At 75.2% G+C, this 16,893-nt stretch carries 15 protein-coding genes; 10 read left to right on the top strand and 5 right to left on the bottom strand.

What is annotated here, in order from left to right; all coding sequences use genetic code 11:
* Positions 1–61: 61 nt before the first annotated feature.
* Positions 62–739 carry a Crp/Fnr family transcriptional regulator gene (locus tag AC0VXQ_RS08705; protein ID WP_058731623.1) on the bottom strand — a complete coding sequence of 226 codons (678 nt, stop codon included), beginning with the start codon at positions 737–739 and terminating at the stop codon, positions 62–64.
* 286 nt (positions 740–1,025) lie between these two features.
* On the opposite strand from AC0VXQ_RS08705, the gene AC0VXQ_RS08700 reads away from it, so the two are divergent.
* Positions 1,026–2,204, top strand: a complete 1,179-nt coding sequence (locus AC0VXQ_RS08700) for a MarP family serine protease (RefSeq protein WP_166637394.1) — start codon at positions 1,026–1,028, stop codon at positions 2,202–2,204.
* Here the strand turns inward: AC0VXQ_RS08700 and aroQ are convergent.
* Both aroQ and acs read right to left on the bottom strand, forming a co-directional pair.
* Entirely contained in the window at positions 2,201–2,641 is a 441-nt protein-coding gene (gene aroQ / locus AC0VXQ_RS08695; RefSeq protein WP_058731621.1) for a type II 3-dehydroquinate dehydratase, read from the bottom strand. The genes AC0VXQ_RS08700 and aroQ overlap by 4 nt on opposite strands.
* 58 nt (positions 2,642–2,699) lie before the next feature.
* Entirely contained in the window at positions 2,700–4,637 is a 1,938-nt protein-coding gene (gene acs, locus AC0VXQ_RS08690; protein WP_475528400.1) for an acetate--CoA ligase, read from the bottom strand.
* 685 nt (positions 4,638–5,322) lie between these two features.
* On the opposite strand from acs, the gene nth reads away from it, so the two are divergent.
* Positions 5,323–6,225, top strand: coding sequence for an endonuclease III (gene nth / locus AC0VXQ_RS08685; RefSeq protein ID WP_196825899.1), 903 nt, complete (start codon positions 5,323–5,325; stop codon positions 6,223–6,225).
* Positions 6,218–7,012, top strand: a complete 795-nt coding sequence (locus tag AC0VXQ_RS08680; RefSeq protein ID WP_260007056.1) for an NUDIX hydrolase — start codon at positions 6,218–6,220, stop codon at positions 7,010–7,012. The genes nth and AC0VXQ_RS08680 overlap by 8 nt, the downstream gene beginning before the upstream one ends.
* A 99-nt stretch (positions 7,013–7,111) precedes the next feature.
* Here AC0VXQ_RS08680 and AC0VXQ_RS08675 read toward each other — a convergent pair whose 3' ends face one another.
* The gene (locus tag AC0VXQ_RS08675; RefSeq protein ID WP_475528396.1) at positions 7,112–8,965 is read right to left on the bottom strand and encodes a bifunctional 3'-5' exonuclease/DNA polymerase; all 1,854 of its coding nucleotides are present in this window, start codon (positions 8,963–8,965) and stop codon (positions 7,112–7,114) included.
* Between the two features lie 135 nt (positions 8,966–9,100).
* Here AC0VXQ_RS08675 and AC0VXQ_RS08670 point away from each other — a divergent pair, with 135 nt between their 5' ends.
* The 7 genes from AC0VXQ_RS08670 to AC0VXQ_RS08640 all read left to right on the top strand — a co-directional run bounded on the left by AC0VXQ_RS08670 (position 9,101) and on the right by AC0VXQ_RS08640 (position 14,289).
* Positions 9,101–10,390, top strand: coding sequence for a CpaE-like family protein (locus AC0VXQ_RS08670; protein WP_061225350.1), 1,290 nt, complete (start codon positions 9,101–9,103; stop codon positions 10,388–10,390).
* A complete protein-coding gene (locus tag AC0VXQ_RS08665) occupies positions 10,390–11,541 on the top strand; it encodes a TadA family conjugal transfer-associated ATPase (protein ID WP_061225351.1) in 1,152 nt (383 codons plus the stop codon). Before AC0VXQ_RS08670 ends, AC0VXQ_RS08665 begins: the two co-directional genes overlap by 1 nt.
* Complete coding sequence (locus AC0VXQ_RS08660) at positions 11,538–12,299, top strand: type II secretion system F family protein (protein WP_061225352.1); 762 nt, start codon at positions 11,538–11,540, stop codon at positions 12,297–12,299. The genes AC0VXQ_RS08665 and AC0VXQ_RS08660 overlap by 4 nt, the downstream gene beginning before the upstream one ends.
* Positions 12,296–12,922, top strand: coding sequence for a type II secretion system F family protein (locus tag AC0VXQ_RS08655; RefSeq protein ID WP_475528391.1), 627 nt, complete (start codon positions 12,296–12,298; stop codon positions 12,920–12,922). Before AC0VXQ_RS08660 ends, AC0VXQ_RS08655 begins: the two co-directional genes overlap by 4 nt.
* Before the next feature lie 66 nt (positions 12,923–12,988).
* Positions 12,989–13,360, top strand: coding sequence for a DUF4244 domain-containing protein (locus AC0VXQ_RS08650; RefSeq protein ID WP_475528389.1), 372 nt, complete (start codon positions 12,989–12,991; stop codon positions 13,358–13,360).
* Between the two features lie 3 nt (positions 13,361–13,363).
* Positions 13,364–13,792, top strand: a complete 429-nt coding sequence (locus AC0VXQ_RS08645; RefSeq protein WP_058731158.1) for a TadE family type IV pilus minor pilin — start codon at positions 13,364–13,366, stop codon at positions 13,790–13,792.
* Positions 13,789–14,289, top strand: a complete 501-nt coding sequence (locus AC0VXQ_RS08640; protein ID WP_129357724.1) for an Rv3654c family TadE-like protein — start codon at positions 13,789–13,791, stop codon at positions 14,287–14,289. The genes AC0VXQ_RS08645 and AC0VXQ_RS08640 overlap by 4 nt, the downstream gene beginning before the upstream one ends.
* On the opposite strand, the gene AC0VXQ_RS08635 is transcribed toward AC0VXQ_RS08640, so the two are convergent.
* Positions 14,232–16,847: a DEAD/DEAH box helicase gene (locus AC0VXQ_RS08635; RefSeq protein WP_224800046.1), complete on the bottom strand. Its 2,616-nt coding sequence runs from the start codon at positions 16,845–16,847 to the stop codon at positions 14,232–14,234. The two genes, AC0VXQ_RS08640 and AC0VXQ_RS08635, sit on opposite strands and share 58 nt — an antisense overlap.
* Between the last annotated feature and the right edge of the window lie 46 nt (positions 16,848–16,893).

Raw genomic sequence — 16,893 nt, 5'->3', positions numbered from 1 at the left:
GCGGCGTCGAGATCATCTCGACGCCGCCCCGCCCCTTCCCACTGCCCTCGAGGGGCTGGGCTCAGCGGCTGCGCTGGCGCAGGCGCTGCAGGTCCAGGATCACCACGGCGCGGGCCTCCAGGCGGATCCAGCCGCGCTGCACGAACTCGGCCAGGGCCTTGTTCACGGTCTCGCGGGAGGCGCCGACCAGCTGGGCCAGCTCCTCCTGGGTGAGCTCGTGGGCCACCAGGATGCCGTCCGTGGCCGGGCGCCCGAAGCGGTCCGCCAGATCCAGCAGGGCCTTGGCCACGCGCCCCGGAACATCCGAGAACACCAGGTCCGCCAGGTTCTCGTTGGTGCGGCGCAGGCGCCGGGCCAGGGCCTGGAGCACCTGGGCGGAGATGGACGGGGACTTCTCCATGGCCTTCTTCAGGCTCGCGTGCTTGACCCCGGCCAGCCGGGTCTCGGAGACCGCGGTGGCGGAGGTGGAGCGGGGGCCCGGATCGAACAGGGCCATCTCGCCGAAGATCTCCCCCGGGCCCATGATGGCCACGAGGTTCTCCCGGCCGTCCGAGGCGGTGCGGCCGAGCTTGATCTTCCCGGAGATCACGAAGTAGAGCTGATCCCCCGGGTCACCCTCGTAGAACAGGGTGGCCCCGCGGGAGAGGTCCACCTCCGTGAGCTCCTCGGTCAGGGCCGCGAAGGCCTCATCGTCCAGGGACGCGAACAGCGGCGCGCGCCGCAGGATCTCGTTGTCCATTGCACTCCTCACTTCTCTTCGGGTTCGTCACAGGGCTTCTCGTCCAGAGGGGAAGATCCAGCCTCCCGCGCAGACGAAGATCACCCTGTGATGTAATCAACGCCTTCTTCCACTGTATAAGCTGCCCCGGGAAACTGCCACAGCATCGCGTCGTCGGCGAGGATGCGCATCGAGTTCCCAGAGCCCCGGCAGGTCCCTGCCAGCTCGTCCGCGTACCATGGCAGGGCTCTCCCGGGGGCGGCCCGCACCGGCGCCGCCGCGGGCCTCCTCCGAACGGAAGGGCACCATGCTCCTGAATCTCACCCTGCTGGACTGGATCCTCATCCTGGTGATGGTCCTGTACGCGATCGGCGGATATTCCCGAGGCTTCTTCCTCACGCTCGGCTCCGTCGTCGGGTTCGCCCTCGGCGCAGTCGCGGCCTTCTACCTCACGCCGCTCGTGGTGAGCATGGTCGGCGGCGGCTGGCGCATCCTCGTCGCTGTGCTCAGCGTCGTGGGGCTCATCGGCCTCGGGCAGGCCCTGGGACTGGCCCTCGGCCGGCCCCTGCGCCGGCTGAGCGACCGCACCGGCCTGGGGCTCCTCGAGCGGCTGGCCGGGGCCGTGCTCAACGTGGCGACGTGCGCCCTGGTGATCGTGGTGCTCAGCTTCTCCGTGGGCCAGCTCGGGGTGGCTTCCATCACCCGGGCGCTCGGGGATTCCCGGGTGGTCACCTCCCTGGAGGGGTTCACCCCGGATCCGGTGCGCGAGGGCATCGCCCGGGCCCGCGCCGCGGTCCTCGTCCAATCCGGGATCCCCGAGCTGTCCGAGCGGCTGTTCCCGGCCGAATCCGCCCCGACCCAGACCCTCGAGAACCCGGCGCTGGACACCGCGGCGGACTCGGTGGTGCGCGTCAGCGGCACCGCCGAGGCCTGCCTGCAGAACCAGACCGGCTCGGGCTTCGTCGTCGCTCCCGGGATGGTCGTGACCAACGCGCACGTCGTCGCCGGGGTGGAGGAGACCACGGTGGAGACCCGCACCGGCAGCGCCTACGCCGGCACGGTAGTGCACTACGACGCCGCCACGGACCTCGCGGTGATCTCCGCGCCGGACCTGCCGGCCGCCGCCCTGAGCACCGGCCCGGACGCCGCAGCGGGGGACCTCGTGGAGTTCATGGGCTACCCCCTGGGCGGGCCCTTCGCCTCCCGCACCGCCACCGTGCAGGGCCTGAGCGAGACCCGCACCCGCGACGCCGACGGGAACCGGGCCCCCGCCCGGCAGATCTACCAGCTGGCCGCGGACGTGCAGCAGGGCAACTCGGGCGGGCCGCTGCTGAACTCGGACGGGCAGGTGATCGGGGTGATCTTCGCCAAGGCCGAGCAGGGCGAGACCGGCTACGCCCTGTCCCTGGCGGAGCTGCGCCCCGTCCTGGATGCCCTGGGCACCATGTCCGCACCGGTGGGCACCGGCACCTGCCACGCCGGCTAGCGGTCCAGGTGCTGGGCGAACCAGTCCACGGCCATCACGTAGCCGTACGCGCCGGCCCCGGCCAGCACGACGTCGGCCTGCGGGGAGACGAAGCTGCGGTGGCGGAAGGACTCGCGCCGGTGCACGTTGGACAGGTGCACCTCCGCCACCGGCAGCTCCGCTGCCTCCAGGGCGTCGTGGATCGCCACGCTGGTGTGCGTGTACGCCGCGGCGTTGAGCAGGATCCCGCAGGCCTCGGAGCGGGCCTCCTGGATCCAGTCCACCAGCGTCCCCTCCCCGTTGGTCTGCCGGAAGACCACCTCCAGACCGCAGGCCCCGGCCCGCTCGCGGACCATCGCCTCGATGTCCGCGAGCGTGGTGGTGCCGTAGACCTCCGGGTTGCGGGTGCCCAGCAGGTTCAGGTTCGGTCCGTTCAGGACGTACAGGGGCTTGCTCATGGGCTCCATTGTCCTCTTCCGACGGCTCCCGAGGGGGCAGGGTGGCTCAGGGGGCCGCTCAGGAGCGCAGGGACCGGGTGATCTGGTCCATGACCGTGGAATCCGCCAGGGTCGAGGTGTCCCCCACGGGGCGATCCTCGGCCACGTCCTTGAGCAGCCGGCGCATGATCTTGCCGGAGCGGGTCTTGGGCAGCTCCGGGACGATGAGCACCTTCTTCGGCTTGGCGATCGGGGAGATCGCCTCGCCCACGTGGGCCCGGATCTGGGCGGCCAGCTCCTCCCGGTCCCCGTCCTGCTCGGCGGCGGCGTCGGAGAGGATCACGAAGGCGATCACGGCCTGCCCGGTCGTCTCATCCGCGGCCCCCACGACCGCGGACTCCGCGACCGCCGGGTGCGAGACCAGCGCGGATTCGATCTCCGGGGTGGACAGCCGGTGCCCGGAGACGTTCATGACGTCGTCCACCCGGCCCAGCACCCAGATGTCCCCGTCCTCGTCCCGGCGCGCGCCGTCCCCGGCGAAGTAGGTCCGCTCCCCGAACCGGGACCAGTACGTGTCCTGGAAGCGCTGGTCATCGCCCCACAGGGTGCGCAGCATCGAGGGCCACGGGTGGGTCAGAGCCAGCAGGCCGGACTCCCCGGCGCCGAGGGGCTGGCCGAAGTCGTCGACCACCTCGGCGCTGATGCCCGGCAGCGCGCGCTGGGCCGAGCCCGGCTTGGCCGCGGTGACCCCGGGCAGCTGGGAGATCATGATGGCGCCGGTCTCGGTCTGCCACCAGGTGTCCACGATCGGGCAGCGACCGTGGCCGATGACCCGGTGGAACCAGGTCCAGGCCTCCGGGTTGATGGCCTCGCCCACCGTGCCCAGCAGGCGCAGGGACTCCAGGGAGTACTCCCCGGGGATCTGCTCGCCCCACTTCATCATGGTGCGGATCGCGGTGGGGGAGGTGTAGAGGATGCTCACCCCGTACTTGTCCACGATCTCCCAGAAGCGCCCGCGGTGCGGGGAGTCCGGGGTGCCCTCGTAGATGACCTGGCTGGTGCCGTTGAGCAGGGGGCCGTAGACGATGTACGTGTGCCCGGTGACCCACCCGACGTCGGCGGTGCACCAGTACACGTCCGTCTCCGGCTTGATGTCGAAGACCATCCGGTGGGTGTAGGCCGCCTGGGTGAGGTAACCGCCGGTGGTGTGCAGGATGCCCTTGGGCTTCCCGGTGGTGCCCGAGGTGTAGAGGATGAACAGCGGATCCTCGGCCCCGTGCGGCTGCGGGGTGTGTTCGGCGGAGGCCCGGTCCACGACGTCGTGCCACCACACGTCGCGCTGCTCGGTCCACTCGATCTCCTCCCCGTTGCGCCGGACCACCAGCACGTGCTCCACCGACGGGGCGCCCTTGGCCAGCGCCGCGTCCACGGTGGGCTTGAGGCGGGTGTGCTTGCCGCGGCGGTAGGACCCGTCCGCGGTGACCACCAGCTTGGCCTCGCCGTCGTTGACCCGGGAGTGGATCGCATCCGCGGAGAAGCCGCCGAAGATCACCGAGTGGATCGCGCCCAGGCGCGCGCAGGCGAGCATCGTGATCACAGCCTGCGGGATCATCGGCAGGTACACCGCCACGCGGTCCCCGTGGCCGACGCCGAGCTCGGCGAAGGCGTTGGCGGCACGGCAGACCTCATCCTTCAGCCGGGCGTAGGTGTACTCCTCGGTGTCCCCGGGCTCGCCCTCGAAGTACAGGGCGACCCGGTCCCCGTGCCCGGCCTCCACGTGGCGGTCCACGGCGTTGTAGGCGGCGTTCAGGCGCCCGTCCTGGAACCACTTGGCGAAGGGCGGGGTGGACCAGTCCAGGGTCTCGGTGAACTCGGTGTCCCAGTGCAGCAGGGTGCGGGCCTGCTCAGCCCAGAACTCATCGCCTCGGCGCTGCGCCTCCTCGTACAGCTCGGCGGTGGCGTTGGCCTGGGCGGCGAACTCCTCGGACGGGGGGAAGACCTGTGCGTTCTCGCTCAACGGGATGCTCCTTCGGATCGTGTGAACTGCCTCCCACTGTAGCGGAGCGCTCGTGATCCTGCTCACCTGTGGATGGTGGCGGGGCCAGAACGTGCGGTGCGTGCGGGCCGCGAGCCCGTGCGCCGGGAAAGCGGAGCGGCCCCGGACGCCGCGGACCCCGCTCTGCCGGTGCGGCAGGGCGGGGCCCGGGGTGCTCAGGGTCGGTCCTGGGGGTGCTTCACCCGCCGAAGATGGCGCGGGCCAGCTTCTCCAGCCAGGGCAGCACGTCCTGGGCGATGGCGATGGCGGCCTGGATGATGGCGGCGACGTCCACGGTCATGGGATCTCCTTCTCGGATGGGGTGGGGGAGGGGGTGGGTCAGCCGAAGATGCCGGCGGCCTGCAGGATCTTGATGATCTGGGAGGCGATGTCCAGAGCGGACTTGAGCAGATCGGTCAGGACGGACCAGTCGAAGGCGGCCATGGGGTTCCTTTCGAGGAGAAGGCGTCGAACCTGCGCGAGGCGAGGCGCTCGCGAGGCAGTGCTACCCGTCACGGTGCGGCACCGGCACCGGCACCACAGTATTGAGAACCCATCGCAATGACAAGAGGTGTCTGGGAAGTGCATCGGCGGTTCGCCGAGGAGGGCCTGCGCCGGGGCGCGTGCCCCGCCGCCGCGGGGCTGAGAACGGGTACCCTCGGAGATCATGAGCCCCACCGGATCCGCCCCGCAGACCCCGCCCACCTCGGTCGACGCGCCCGGACCGGCCATCCGCCGCGTCCCGGAGGACAAGGCCCGCGCCGGGGCGGCCGGGCGGCGTCGTCGGGGGCAGGAGGAGACGCACACGGGGCGGGTGCGCCGGGCCCGGCGCATCAACCGCATCCTCGCCGAGACCTACCCCTACGCCGTCGCGGAGCTGGACTTCGACTCCCCGTTCCAGCTGCTGGTGGCCACCGTGCTCTCCGCGCAGACCACGGATGTGAAGGTCAACGCCGTCACCCCCGGGCTGTTCGCCGCCTACCCCACTCCGCAGGATCTCGCGCAGGCCCCGCACGAGGCGGTCGAGGAGATCGTGCGCCCCCTGGGCTTCTACCGGGCCAAGACCCGCTCGATCATCGCGCTGGCCGACCGGCTCGTGGATGAGCACGACGGCGAGGTCCCCGACACCCTCGAGGGGCTCACGGCCCTGCCGGGGGTGGGGCGCAAGACCGCGTTCGTGGTGCTGGGCAACGCCTTCGGCCGCCCCGGGCTCACCGTGGACACGCACTTCGGGCGCCTGGCCCGCCGCTTTGGCTTCACCGAGCAGGAGGATCCGGTGAAGGTGGAGCACGACGTCGCCGCGCTGTTCCCGCCGAAGGACTGGACCATGCTCTCCCACCGGCTGATCTACCACGGGCGGCGCATCTGCCACGCCCGGCGCCCGGCCTGCGGGGTGTGCCCGGTCGCGGACCTGTGCCCGTCCTACGGCGCGGGGGAGACCGACCCGGAGGCCGCCGCCCGGCTGCTCAAGTACGAGTTCGCCCCCGGCCGGGAGCAGCTGCACCGGCGGTTCCTGGAGGGTGCGACCCGCAGGCAGCTGCGCGCCGAGGGGTACGGTCTCGGTGCCTGAGCGCGACGCCGCCGCGGCCTCGACCGCGCCGTCCGGCGGGCTGGGCACCGCGGCGGCGCGGGCCGTCCTGGCCCGGGAGGCCCGGACGGAGCTGGCCGCCCTGGGCGCGCGGGGCCAGCGGCTGCAGCTGGTGGACCGCGAGCCCTGGCGGCTGGGGAACCTGCCCGCCGGCAGGGCCCGGGAGGCCTCCGTGCTGATGCTCTTCGGCCCCCGCGACGGCGCCGGCATCGGCGTCAGCGACGGCGCCCGCGCCGCGGCACCTGTGGCGGAGACGGACGTGCTGATCCTCGTGCGCGCCGCGACGCTGCGCCAGCACGCCGGGCAGCCCGCCTTCCCCGGCGGCCGGGTGGACCCCGAGGACCGGGCCGCGCAGGATCCGGCCGTGGAGGCCGCGCTGCGCGAGGCCGTGGAGGAGACCGGGGTGGACCGGGCCGGCATCGACGTCCTGGGGCGCCTGGCCCCCGTGCCCCTGCCCGTCAGCGGCCACCTCGTGACCCCGGTGCTCGGCTGGTGGCGTGAGCCGTCCCCGGTGCAGGTGGTGGACGACGCCGAGTCCTCGCTCGTCGTGCGGGTGCCCGTCCGGGACCTGCTGGACCCCTCCCACCGGCACCTGGCCACAGTGACCCGCGGGACCGCGACCCATCACACGCCCGCCTTCACGGTGCCCGTCGGCGCGGAATCCGTGACGATCTGGGGATTCACCGGCATCCTCCTGGACCGGCTGCTGCATCGGCTGGGCTGGGAGCTGCCCTGGGACGCCACCCGCAGGATCCCCGCCCCGCGGTGAGTCCCGTCGGCGCGGTGAGTCTCGCCCCGCGGTGAGTCCCGTGGGCGCGGCGTCGGCCGCTGCCGGCGGGGCGCCGTCGGGACGGGGATGCCGCCCGGCTCACTTCGCCTCGGCGTAGGAGCTCACCTGGGCCACGGTCAGCGGGAACTCCACCGGGGCCTGCCCGAACAGCAGCCGCCCGGCGACGGCCGCCGCCTCCCGGACGATAGCCCGCACCGCCGGGGCCTCCTCGGCGGGACCGTGCAGCACCACCTCATCGTGGACGAAGAACACCAGGCGCGTGCGCAGCGGGCCCGGGGCATCGTCGGCCCCGGCGCCGTCGGGCCCGGCTGGGTCCCCCGTTCCCGCGCCGCGCAGGCGCCGCCGGATCTCGCCCATCCAGCACATCGCCCACTCCGCGGCCGTGCCCTGCACGATGAAGTTGCGGGTGAACCGGCCCTGCGCCCGACGCAGCCGCACCGAACGGGCCTCCGCGGCGGCCGTGGAGACGTCCGCGACGGCCGCGGACCAGTCCGCATCCGGCAGCGGCGAGGTGCGCCCCAGCCAGGTGCGCACCTGCCCGCCGCGCTCCCCGACCGACGCCGCCTGCTCCACCAGGCCGATCGCCTCGGGGAACATCCGCCGCAGGTGCGGCACCAGGGCCCCGGCCTCCCCGGTGCTCGCCCCGTACATCGCGCCCAGCAGCGCGACCTTCGCGGCCTTGCGCTCGGTCAGCGCCGAGCCGGTGCGCTCCCCGAGCCGTGCGATCCCCTCGTACAGGTCCCGGCCCTGCCCGGCCACGGCCAGGGCCCGGTCCTGGGCCATCGCGGCCAGGATGCGCGGCTCCACCTGGGAGGCATCGGCCACCGTGAGCACCCACCCGGGGTCGGCCCGGACGGCTTCGCGCACCGCGTGCGGGATCTGCAGGGCCCCGCCCCCGTGCGCGGCCCACCGGCCCGTGATCACCCCGCCCACCACGTAGCGGGCGTGGAAGCGGCCGTCGCGCACCCATTCGTCCAGCCAGTGCCACCCGTTGGCCGTCCACAGCCGGTACAGCCCCTTGTACTCCAGGACCGGGGCGATCATCTCCCGACGGCGCGGGGCCCGGGTGCCGCCGTGCTCGGCCCACTCGAGCAGGGCGTGTTTGCGGGTGGAATCCACCGTGATGCCCACCGACTGCATGGCGCGCAGCAGCTCCTGCGGGGAATCCGGATTGACCCGGGGTAGGCCCCACTGCTCGGCGATCCGCTCGGCCAGGGCCTGCATCTTCTGCGGCCGCTGCCCCTCCGGCGGGCGCGGGCCCAGCAGGTCTTCCAGCAGCGCCTCGTGCACCGCACGGTCCCATGGCAGGCCCTCGCGTTCGATCTCCTGGGCGATCAGCCCGCCCTGGGACTCCGCGGCCAGCAGCAGCCGCAGCCGGGACGCGGCCGGGGAGGCGCGCACCGCCGCCTCCTGAGCGCGGAACTCCGCCGCCAGGACCGCAGCATCCGGGCGGGCCGGGCCCCGCGCGGCGGCCGGGGCGTCGAACAGGGAGGTCTGCGCGGGATCCGCCCGCGGTGTGGGAAGGCGGCCCGGCGGCCGCTCCTGCTGCTGCGGGTCCAGCGGCACCGTCGGGGTGTAGTCCAGCGTCCCGTCCGGGAAGGAGGCGACTCCGGTGAGGATGCGCTGGCACAGGGTCAGATCCCAGCAGCGATCCGGTGAGACCCCGGAGGCCAGCAGCTGCGGCATCACCTCCCGGCACGAGGGCAGCACCCACCGGATCCGGGCCGCTTCCTCGGCGGGCAGGGACCGCAGCGTCGCCCCCACGGCCTCGCCCAGCTGCTCCCACGGGACCTCGCGGAAGCGCCGCGGCACCGGCGATGCCCCGTCGGCCGGGTCATCCGGGGCCTCGGGCCGCACGAGCCGCCAGGCGTCGCGAGCGTGGCCTGCGGCGGCGTCGTCCGCGGCGGGGGCCGGGCCCAGGAGGATGTGCATGGACCCATCATCCCAGGCGGGCGGGCATCCACAGGGGCGCATGCCACCGCGGATTCCCGGGCGTCCTCCACAGTCGGCCCGCAGGACCGGGGCCGGGCCGGCGGGCCGGTGCGGCGCGCGGGGCAGGGTGGGCCCATGAGAACCACCGCGGCCAGCCCCCTGAGCATCCCGGACCGGGCCCGACCCCTGCGCCCCGCGCCCGCCCCCGACGGCGAGGCCGAGCGGCTGATCGCCGACCGCCTCGGCGCCGAACCGGCCCACCGGGCCCCGGAGAGCGGACGCGGCGTGCTGGTCTGGGGCAGCTCCCCCGGGTTCCTCGGCATCGCCGAGGATGTCGCCCGGGCCGCCCGGATGTCCCTGCGCACCGCCGATGCCGAACACCCGCCACTGTGCGGCCCTGAGGACGTGCTGCTGGTGCAGGCCGACGACGTCCCCGGCCTGCACCAGCTGCTGATCGGCCCGGCGGCCCCGCCGGAGCCGCGCCGGCCCGCGGTGATCGCCGGGATCAGCGGGGGCGCGGACCCGTGGGCGGCGGCCCACCGGATCGGCGCGGTGTGGCGCCAGCCCGACGTCGTGCTGCTGCCTCAGGGCCGGGCCTGGCTGGCCGACCACCTGGCTCAGGAGGGGGCCGCAGAGCCCGGGCACCCGCGGATCGGGGTGCTCGGGGCCAGCGGCGGCATCGGGGCCTCCGCCCTGTCCCTGTGGCTGGCCGACCGGCTGCGGGAGGACGGACGCGAACCCGTGGTGGTGGACGCCGTCGCGGCGAGCATCGGCCTGGACTCGTGCCTGAGCGCCCGCAGCCTGGACGGTCTGCGCTGGCAGCAGCTCGAGGCCCTGCCGCGGCGCCCGGAGCCGGCCCGGCTGCTGGCCTCCCTTCCTGCTCCGCAGGGCATCCCGGTGCTCACCGCGGACCCCGCGCACCCCGGGTTCGGCACCCGGCCCGATGCCGGGCGGTGGAGCGTCGTGGACGCGCTGGGCACGGTGGCCCTGCCCGTGATCGACCTCGGCTCGGCCGCGGCCATGGTCCCGCCGGGCGGCCTGGAGACCCAGTGGGTCTCCCGCTGCAGCGTCCTGGTCCTGCTCGTGCCCTTCACGCTGCGGGGGATCTGCCAGGCCCAGTCGGCGATGCGCCGGTGGGCCCCGGTGCTGCCCATCGTGCCGGTGGGGGCCGGCCCGCGGGTCTGCGACGTCTCCGATGCGGAGGTCGCCGAGATCCTCGGCGCCCCGCTGGCCGCGGCGCTGCCCCACGTGCCGGCCGTGTACGCCGCCTACGATGACGGCGCCCTCCTGGAGGTCTCCCGACGACGCGGCCTGCGCCGCCCCGTGGCCGCGGTGGCCGACGCCGCCCTGGCCGCCGCCGAGGCCCCCGGCGGGTCCGAGGCCGGGCCCGGACTGGCCCGGCGCTCCCTCGAGGTGGGTGTGTGATGCGCGGGGTGGGCAGCGCGAGCGGGCGCCTGGCCCGCTGGGAGGCCGAGCGGGCGGAGCTGCGGGGCCTGGGCATCCTGCAGCCTCTCCTGGACGAACCGGGCCTGACCGACATCTACGTCAACGCCCCCGGGGAGATCTGGACCGACGGCGCCCAGGGACCGCGGCGTCGGGACCTCGCCTTCCCCGATGACGACGCCGTCCGGGAGCTCGCGGTGCGGCTGATCACCCTGGCGGGGCGCCGGCTGGACACCAGCCACCCCTGCGCGGATGTGCAGACCGCGGCCGGGTACCGGGTGCACGCGGTGCTGCCCCCGGTGGCCCCGGAGCACCCGCTGCTGTCCATCCGGCTGCAGCCGGAGCACCGCCCGGACTTCGCGCAGCTGTGCGCCTCCGGGCTGTGCGAGGAGACCACGGCGCGGCTGCTGCGCCGGATCGTGGCCGCGCGGATCTCCTTCCTGATCTCCGGGTCCACCGGCTCGGGCAAGACCACCCTGCTCAACGCCCTGCTGGGGCTGTGCCCGGCCCGGGAGCGGCTCGTGCTGATCGAGGATTCCGCGGAGCTGCGCCCCGAGCACCCGCACGTCGTCTCCCTGCAGACCCGCCAGCCCAACGCGGAGGGCACCGGCGGGATCGGGCTGACCGCCCTGATCAGGGAGGCCCTGCGCATGGGTCCGGATCGGCTGGTCCTGGGGGAGTGCCGCGGGGAGGAGCTGAAGGATCTGCTGCTGGCGCTGAACACCGGCCACGAAGGCGGGGGAGGGACCCTGCACGCCAATTCGGCGCAGGCCGTGCCCTCCCGGCTGCTGGCCCTGGGGGCCCTGGCCGGGTTGGCGCCGGAGGCCGTGCGCCGGCAGGTGCTCACCGGGCTCGGGGCCGTGATCCACCTGGACCGGGGACCCCGCGGGCGCCGGGTCCGGGAGATCGGGGTCTTCCGGGACGATCGCCTGCCCGGCGCGCTTCCCGGCCCGGACGACGTCGGGCGCGCCCCGGCGGCTGGCGGCGCGTCCGGCGCGGCGGGCGGCGAGGGCCTGTCCGTGTGCCCGGCGTGGATCTGCCCGGAGAACGACGCCGCCCACCCGGGCCCGGGCCTGCCCGCGCTGTGTCGGCTGCTGGGGCTCGGGGAGACACCGGGGGAGGAGTGGACATGAGCGCGACCCTGCTGCTGATCACCGGGAGCCTCCTGCTGCTGCTCGGGCCCCGCGTCGGGAGGTCCCGACCGCTGCCCGTGGACTCATCCCGCCAGACGGGCCCGGCCCCGTGGGACGAACTGCTGGGCAGGATGCGCGCGGTGGGCGGCTCCCGGCGGGCCGTGGCGCAGCGGATCGATCTGGAACGGTGGCCGGCGCTGATCCAGCAGATGGCGGCCCTGCTGCGGGCGGGCATCGAACCGGCCGCCGTCTGGGCCGCGCTGCGCGAGCAGGGCCGCGGCGAGGCACGGGAGGAGGCGGGTGCGGTCGGGCGGGACATCGACGAGCTGATCCGCTGCGCCCACGAGGGGGCCCTGCTCGGCGCGGACCCGGCCCGCAGCCTGCGCACGGCCCGGCTGCACCACCCCCGATCCCGGGCGGTGCGCGATGCGCTGGCGGCCGCCTGGGCGGTCTCCGGGCGCACCGGGGCCCCGCTGGCCGGGGTGCTGGAGGGCCTGGCCCGGGCCGTGGAGGACGAGCTGGATGCCCTGGCCGCCCGGGACACCGCCCTGGCCGGCCCCAAGGCCACCGCCCGCATCCTGTCCACCCTGCCGCTGCTGGGCCTCGGGCTGGGGATGGTCATGGGCACGGACCCGCTCGGGGTGCTGCTCGGGATGGTCTGGGGACATCTGGCCTTAGCCCTCGGGCTCGGACTCTCCGCCGCGGGACTGCTCTGGACGCGTCGGCTGGTCCGAGGCGCCGAGGAGGCCGCGCCATGACTGGTTTCGCGATGATCCTCGGCGCGGTCCTGGCGCTGTGGGGGCGCCATCCGCTGCGGCGGGCGGGTTCCGCCGTCGCCCGGGAGCCCTCCCGTGCGGCGGGCATTCCGGCGGCCATCCGGCTGGAGCTGATCGGGGCGATGCTCGACGCCGGGCTGTCCGTGACCCGGGCGGTCTCGGTCCTGGCCGAGGTGGAGCGCGCGACGTCGCTGCGGCGGGTCGCGGCCCTGCTGGAGGCCGGCCTCGACTGGGACCGGGCCTGGGCGGGTGCCGCGGACCAGGGGGCGCAGAGCCAGCGGGCGCGGGGGCAGAGCCTGCGGGGCCAGAGCTTGCGAGGCCAGAGCCCACTGAGACAGAGGAAGCGCCGCCCGGGGGAGCAGGCGCAGGAGCTGCGGACCCTGCGCGAGGCCCTGGACATCGCGGTGCGCACCGGGGCCCCGGCGGCCGCGCTGCTGCGGGCGCAGGCCGGGCGGATCCGGAACCGACGCCACCGCGACGCCCAGCAGCAGGCCGCGGCCCTGGGGGTCCGGCTGATGCTGCCGCTGGGGCTGTGCTCCCTGCCCGCCTTCGTCTGCCTGGGCGTGGTCCCGGTGCTCATCGGCCTGGTCCCCGCCCTGTGGTGACCCCAAGAACCCCCGGTCGGCCGAAGCCTCCGGGTGATCCAGAAGAGAACGAGGAGAGGACGCATCATGCGACGCGAACCGAACGCCCCCACCGCGGACCCCATCTGGGCCGCGGACCCCGCCCCCGCGCAGCCCGAGACCGCGCACCCCGCGGCCACCGAGGCGGCCCCCGCCCCGGAGGTCGCGGATCCCGGGGCGGACCCTCGGCCCGCCGGGGACCGAGCCGTCCAGGACCCGCCGGCGCTCACCGGTGACGTGGTCCGCCACCCCGGCCGGGCCGGGGCCGATGACCCGGAGCTGGGCGCGACGACCGCCGAGTACGGCATCGTCATGCTCGCCGCCGTCGGCTTCGCCGGTCTGCTCGTGGTCATCCTCAAGTCCGGCGAGGTGAAGGAGCTGCTCATGGGCATCCTCCGCACCGCGCTGTCCACGGGCTGAGCCATGGGACACCGCAACGGCCCGGGGCCGGTGCACACCGGTCCCGGGCCCGCGCACCCGACCGAGATCGAGCGGGGCAGCGCGACCGCGGAGTTCGCCGTCGTCCTGCCGTGCATCGTGCTGCTGCTGGCCGTGGTGCTCGGGGCCGGGGCCTGCGCCGCGACGTCGGTGCGGGCCGAGGAGGCCGCGCGGCTGGCGGCCCGCTCTCTGGCCCGCGGGGATCCCCCGGCCGAGGCGCAGCGCACGGCCCGCGAGATCATCGGGGCCGAGGCCCGCATCGGCGTGGCCACCACTGGGGACAGCGCGACGGTCTCCGTGCGCACCCGGGCCCCGGGGATCATCGGGGCGTGGGGCGGGCTGGAGATCACCGCCGAGGCCACGACCCGGGTGGACAGCGCCCGGGCCGATGCCGCACGGGAGGCCCAGCCATGACCGGCCGGACCCCGCCGCACCGAATCCCTCGCCCGCGCCGAGCGCCCGGGCCGCGCCGGTGGGCTGCGCCGGAGCTTCTCCGATCGGGACGGGAGCGCGGGCCGACGGCGCCGGAGCCGGCCGGGGAGCGCGGGGCCTCCACCGTCGCGATGGTCGGGATCATCGCCGTGATCGGGGTGCTGCTGGCCGCGGTGTGCCTGCTGGGGCACGTGGCCCTGTGCACCCATCGGGCGGCCACGGCCGCGGATCTGGCCGCCCTGGCGGCCGCGGACACCGCCCGGGGGCTGCGCCCCGGGGTGGCCTGCGACGAGGCCGCGCGCACCGCCCGGGAGAACCGGGCCCGCATGGTCTCCTGCGCACCCGCTCCGGAGGACCCGGAGATCATGGACGTGCGGGTCGCCGTGGATCTGGCCGTGGGGGCGCGGCTGCTGGGACCGGCCTACGGCGTGGCCCGGGCCGGTCCGCCGCCCTCGGGGTCCGCGGGATCAGGCTCGTGATCCGGGTCGGCGGCGGATCCGGGCTCGGCGTCCTCATCGGCGGTCTGCAGCATCCCCCGCAGCAGGGCCACAGCGCCTGCCTTGCTCAGCGGGTGGTTCCGGTTGCCGCACTTGGGGGACTGCACGCAGGACGGGCACCCGGTCTCGCACTCGCAGGCCAGGATCGCCTCCAGGGTCGCGCTCAGCCACGCGCGGGCGACGTCGAAGCCGTGCTCGGCGAAGCCCGCCCCGCCGGGGTATCCGTCGTAGACGAAGATCGTCGGCAGCTCCGTGTCCGCGTGCAGCGCGGTGGACAGCCCGCCGATGTCCCACCGATCGCAGGAGGCCACCAGCGGCAGCAGGCCGATCGCGGCGTGCTCGGCGGCGTGCAGGGCCCCGGGGAACTCCGGCTCCGCCACGCCCTGCCCCGCCATCACCGGTCCGGGCACGGTCCACCACACGGCCCGGGTCAGAAGCTCCTGCGGCGCCAGCTCCAGGGGCTGCTCGTCGATGACCTCGTTGGTGGCCACGGCCCGACGCTGGAAGGAGACCACCTGGGTGCGCACCCGCACCGTGCCCGAATGCACCCGCACCGGCCCCCAGTCCCGGGTCCGCTCGGTCTCCAGCACCGAGACCTCCGTGATGTCCCGCGCCTGGGTCCAGAAATCCGGGTGCGCCCGGGTCACCAGCACGGCCCCGCCCGCCTCATCCAGCTCCTCCACGTGCCAGGTGCGGCCCTGGTGCACGTAGATCGCCCCGGGGTGGGCCTGCCGGTGCGCCTGGGCGTCGTCCATCGTGCCGATGATCCCGCCGGTCTGCGCGTCGATGATCTGCAGGCGCCGCCCGGCCCCGCGCAGGTCGATCGCGGCGGCCGCGGACTCCGGGTGGGTCCAGAACCAGCCCGTCGGGCGCCGCCGCAGGTAGCCGTCGCGCACCAGCCCGTCCAGCAGGGCCTCGGCCCGCGGGCCGAACAGGTCCAGCTCCTCGGGGCGGATCGGGCGCTCCGCGGCGGCCGCGCACAGGTGCGGGGCCAGCACGTACGGGTTGTGCGGGTCGAACACGGTGGTCTCCACCGCGACGTCGAAGACGTCCCGCGGGTGGTGCACCAGGTAGGTGTCCAGCGGGTCGTCCCCGGCGACCAGCACCGCCAGGGACTCCTGCCCGGCCCGGCCGGCCCGCCCGATCTGCTGCTGGAAGGAGGCGCGGGTCCCGGGCCAGCCGGCCACCAGCACCGCGTCCAGCCCGGCGACGTCGATGCCCAGCTCCAGGGCCGGGGTGGAGGCCACCCCGAGCATCTCCCCGGAGCGCACCTGCCGCTCCAGCTCCCGCCGCTCCTCCGGCAGGTACCCGGAGCGGTAGGCGCACACCCGGTGGGCCACCGCCGGATCCAGCTCGCCCAGGCTCTCCTGGGCGATCCGGGCGAGGGTCTCCGCGCCGCGCCGGGAGCGGATGAACGCGATGGTCCGCACCTGCTCGGCCACCAGCTCGGTGAGCAGCTGGGCCGCTTCGGTCAGGGCCGAGCGACGCCGCGGCACCCCGTTCTCCCCGGGCCCGGGGCGCCCCTGCCCCGGCCCGATCCCGGGCACCGGCGGGGCGGTGTCGGCGGAAGAGGACGGGATCGACCCACCGGTGCCGGACGGGCGGTGCCCGGCGGCCAGACCGTCCGCGACCTCCTCCTCCAGCAGCGGCTCCCACAGCAGCACCGTGACCGCCCCGTGCGGGGAGGCGTCCGCGGTGACGGCGGTGACCTGTTCCGGCTCCGCCCCGAGCAGCCGGGCGAAGGACTCCCGGGGTCGGGCCGAGGTGGCCGAAGCGCCGATCACGGTGGGCGCGGCCCCGTGCAGGGCGGCCACCCGGCGCAGCCGGCGCAGCACCATCGCCACGTGCGCCCCGAACACGCCCCGGTACCCGTGCGCCTCGTCCACCACCACGTAGGTCAGCCGGCGCAGGAACCGCCCCCACCGCTCGTGGTTCGGCAGGATCCCTGCGTGCAGCATGTCCGGGTTGCACAGGATGACGTTCGCGTAGTCCCGGATCCACCGCCGGTCCTCGGTCGGGGTGTCCCCGTCGTAGGTCGCCGCGCGCACCGCGGACAGGCCCAGCGCTCGCAGCGAGGTCAGCTGATCCGCGGCCAGGGCCTTGGTGGGGGACAGGTACAGCACCGTCGCCGGCTCCGCCGCCCCGCCCTCCTCGGGTCCGACCTCCCCGCGCAGCACCGCATCCAGGGCGGGCAGCTGGTAGGCCAGGGACTTGCCGGAGGCGGTGCCGGTGGCCAGGATCAGGTGCTCGCCGCCGCGCGGGGAGACCATCCTTCCTGCCCGGCGCGCCTGCCGGGCCCGGGCGCGGGCCGTGCGCTGGAAGGCGTGGGCGGCGTCGGCGGCCAGCGCCTGGTGGCGGTAGGGGTGGGGCACGCCCAGCCCGCGGAAGGCATCGATGACCGCCGGATGGGCCCAGTCCGGCCAGTCGGCGACGACGGCCTCGCGCTCGGGCAGCACGCGCACGTGCGTGATCTCCGGGGGCTGGCTGCCGAGGTGTAGGGCGCGCAGCTGCGGGTTCTCGGCGGGGACGGGGGCGGGCACCCGTCCATTGTGCACCGCGGGCGCGGGACGGGCGCCCGGGCCCCGG

The organism is Rothia sp. QJM3NY_36, from assembly GCF_056173115.1.
Note: the sequence above shows the minus strand (reverse complement) of the source record. Positions and strands in the feature narration are given on the sequence as shown.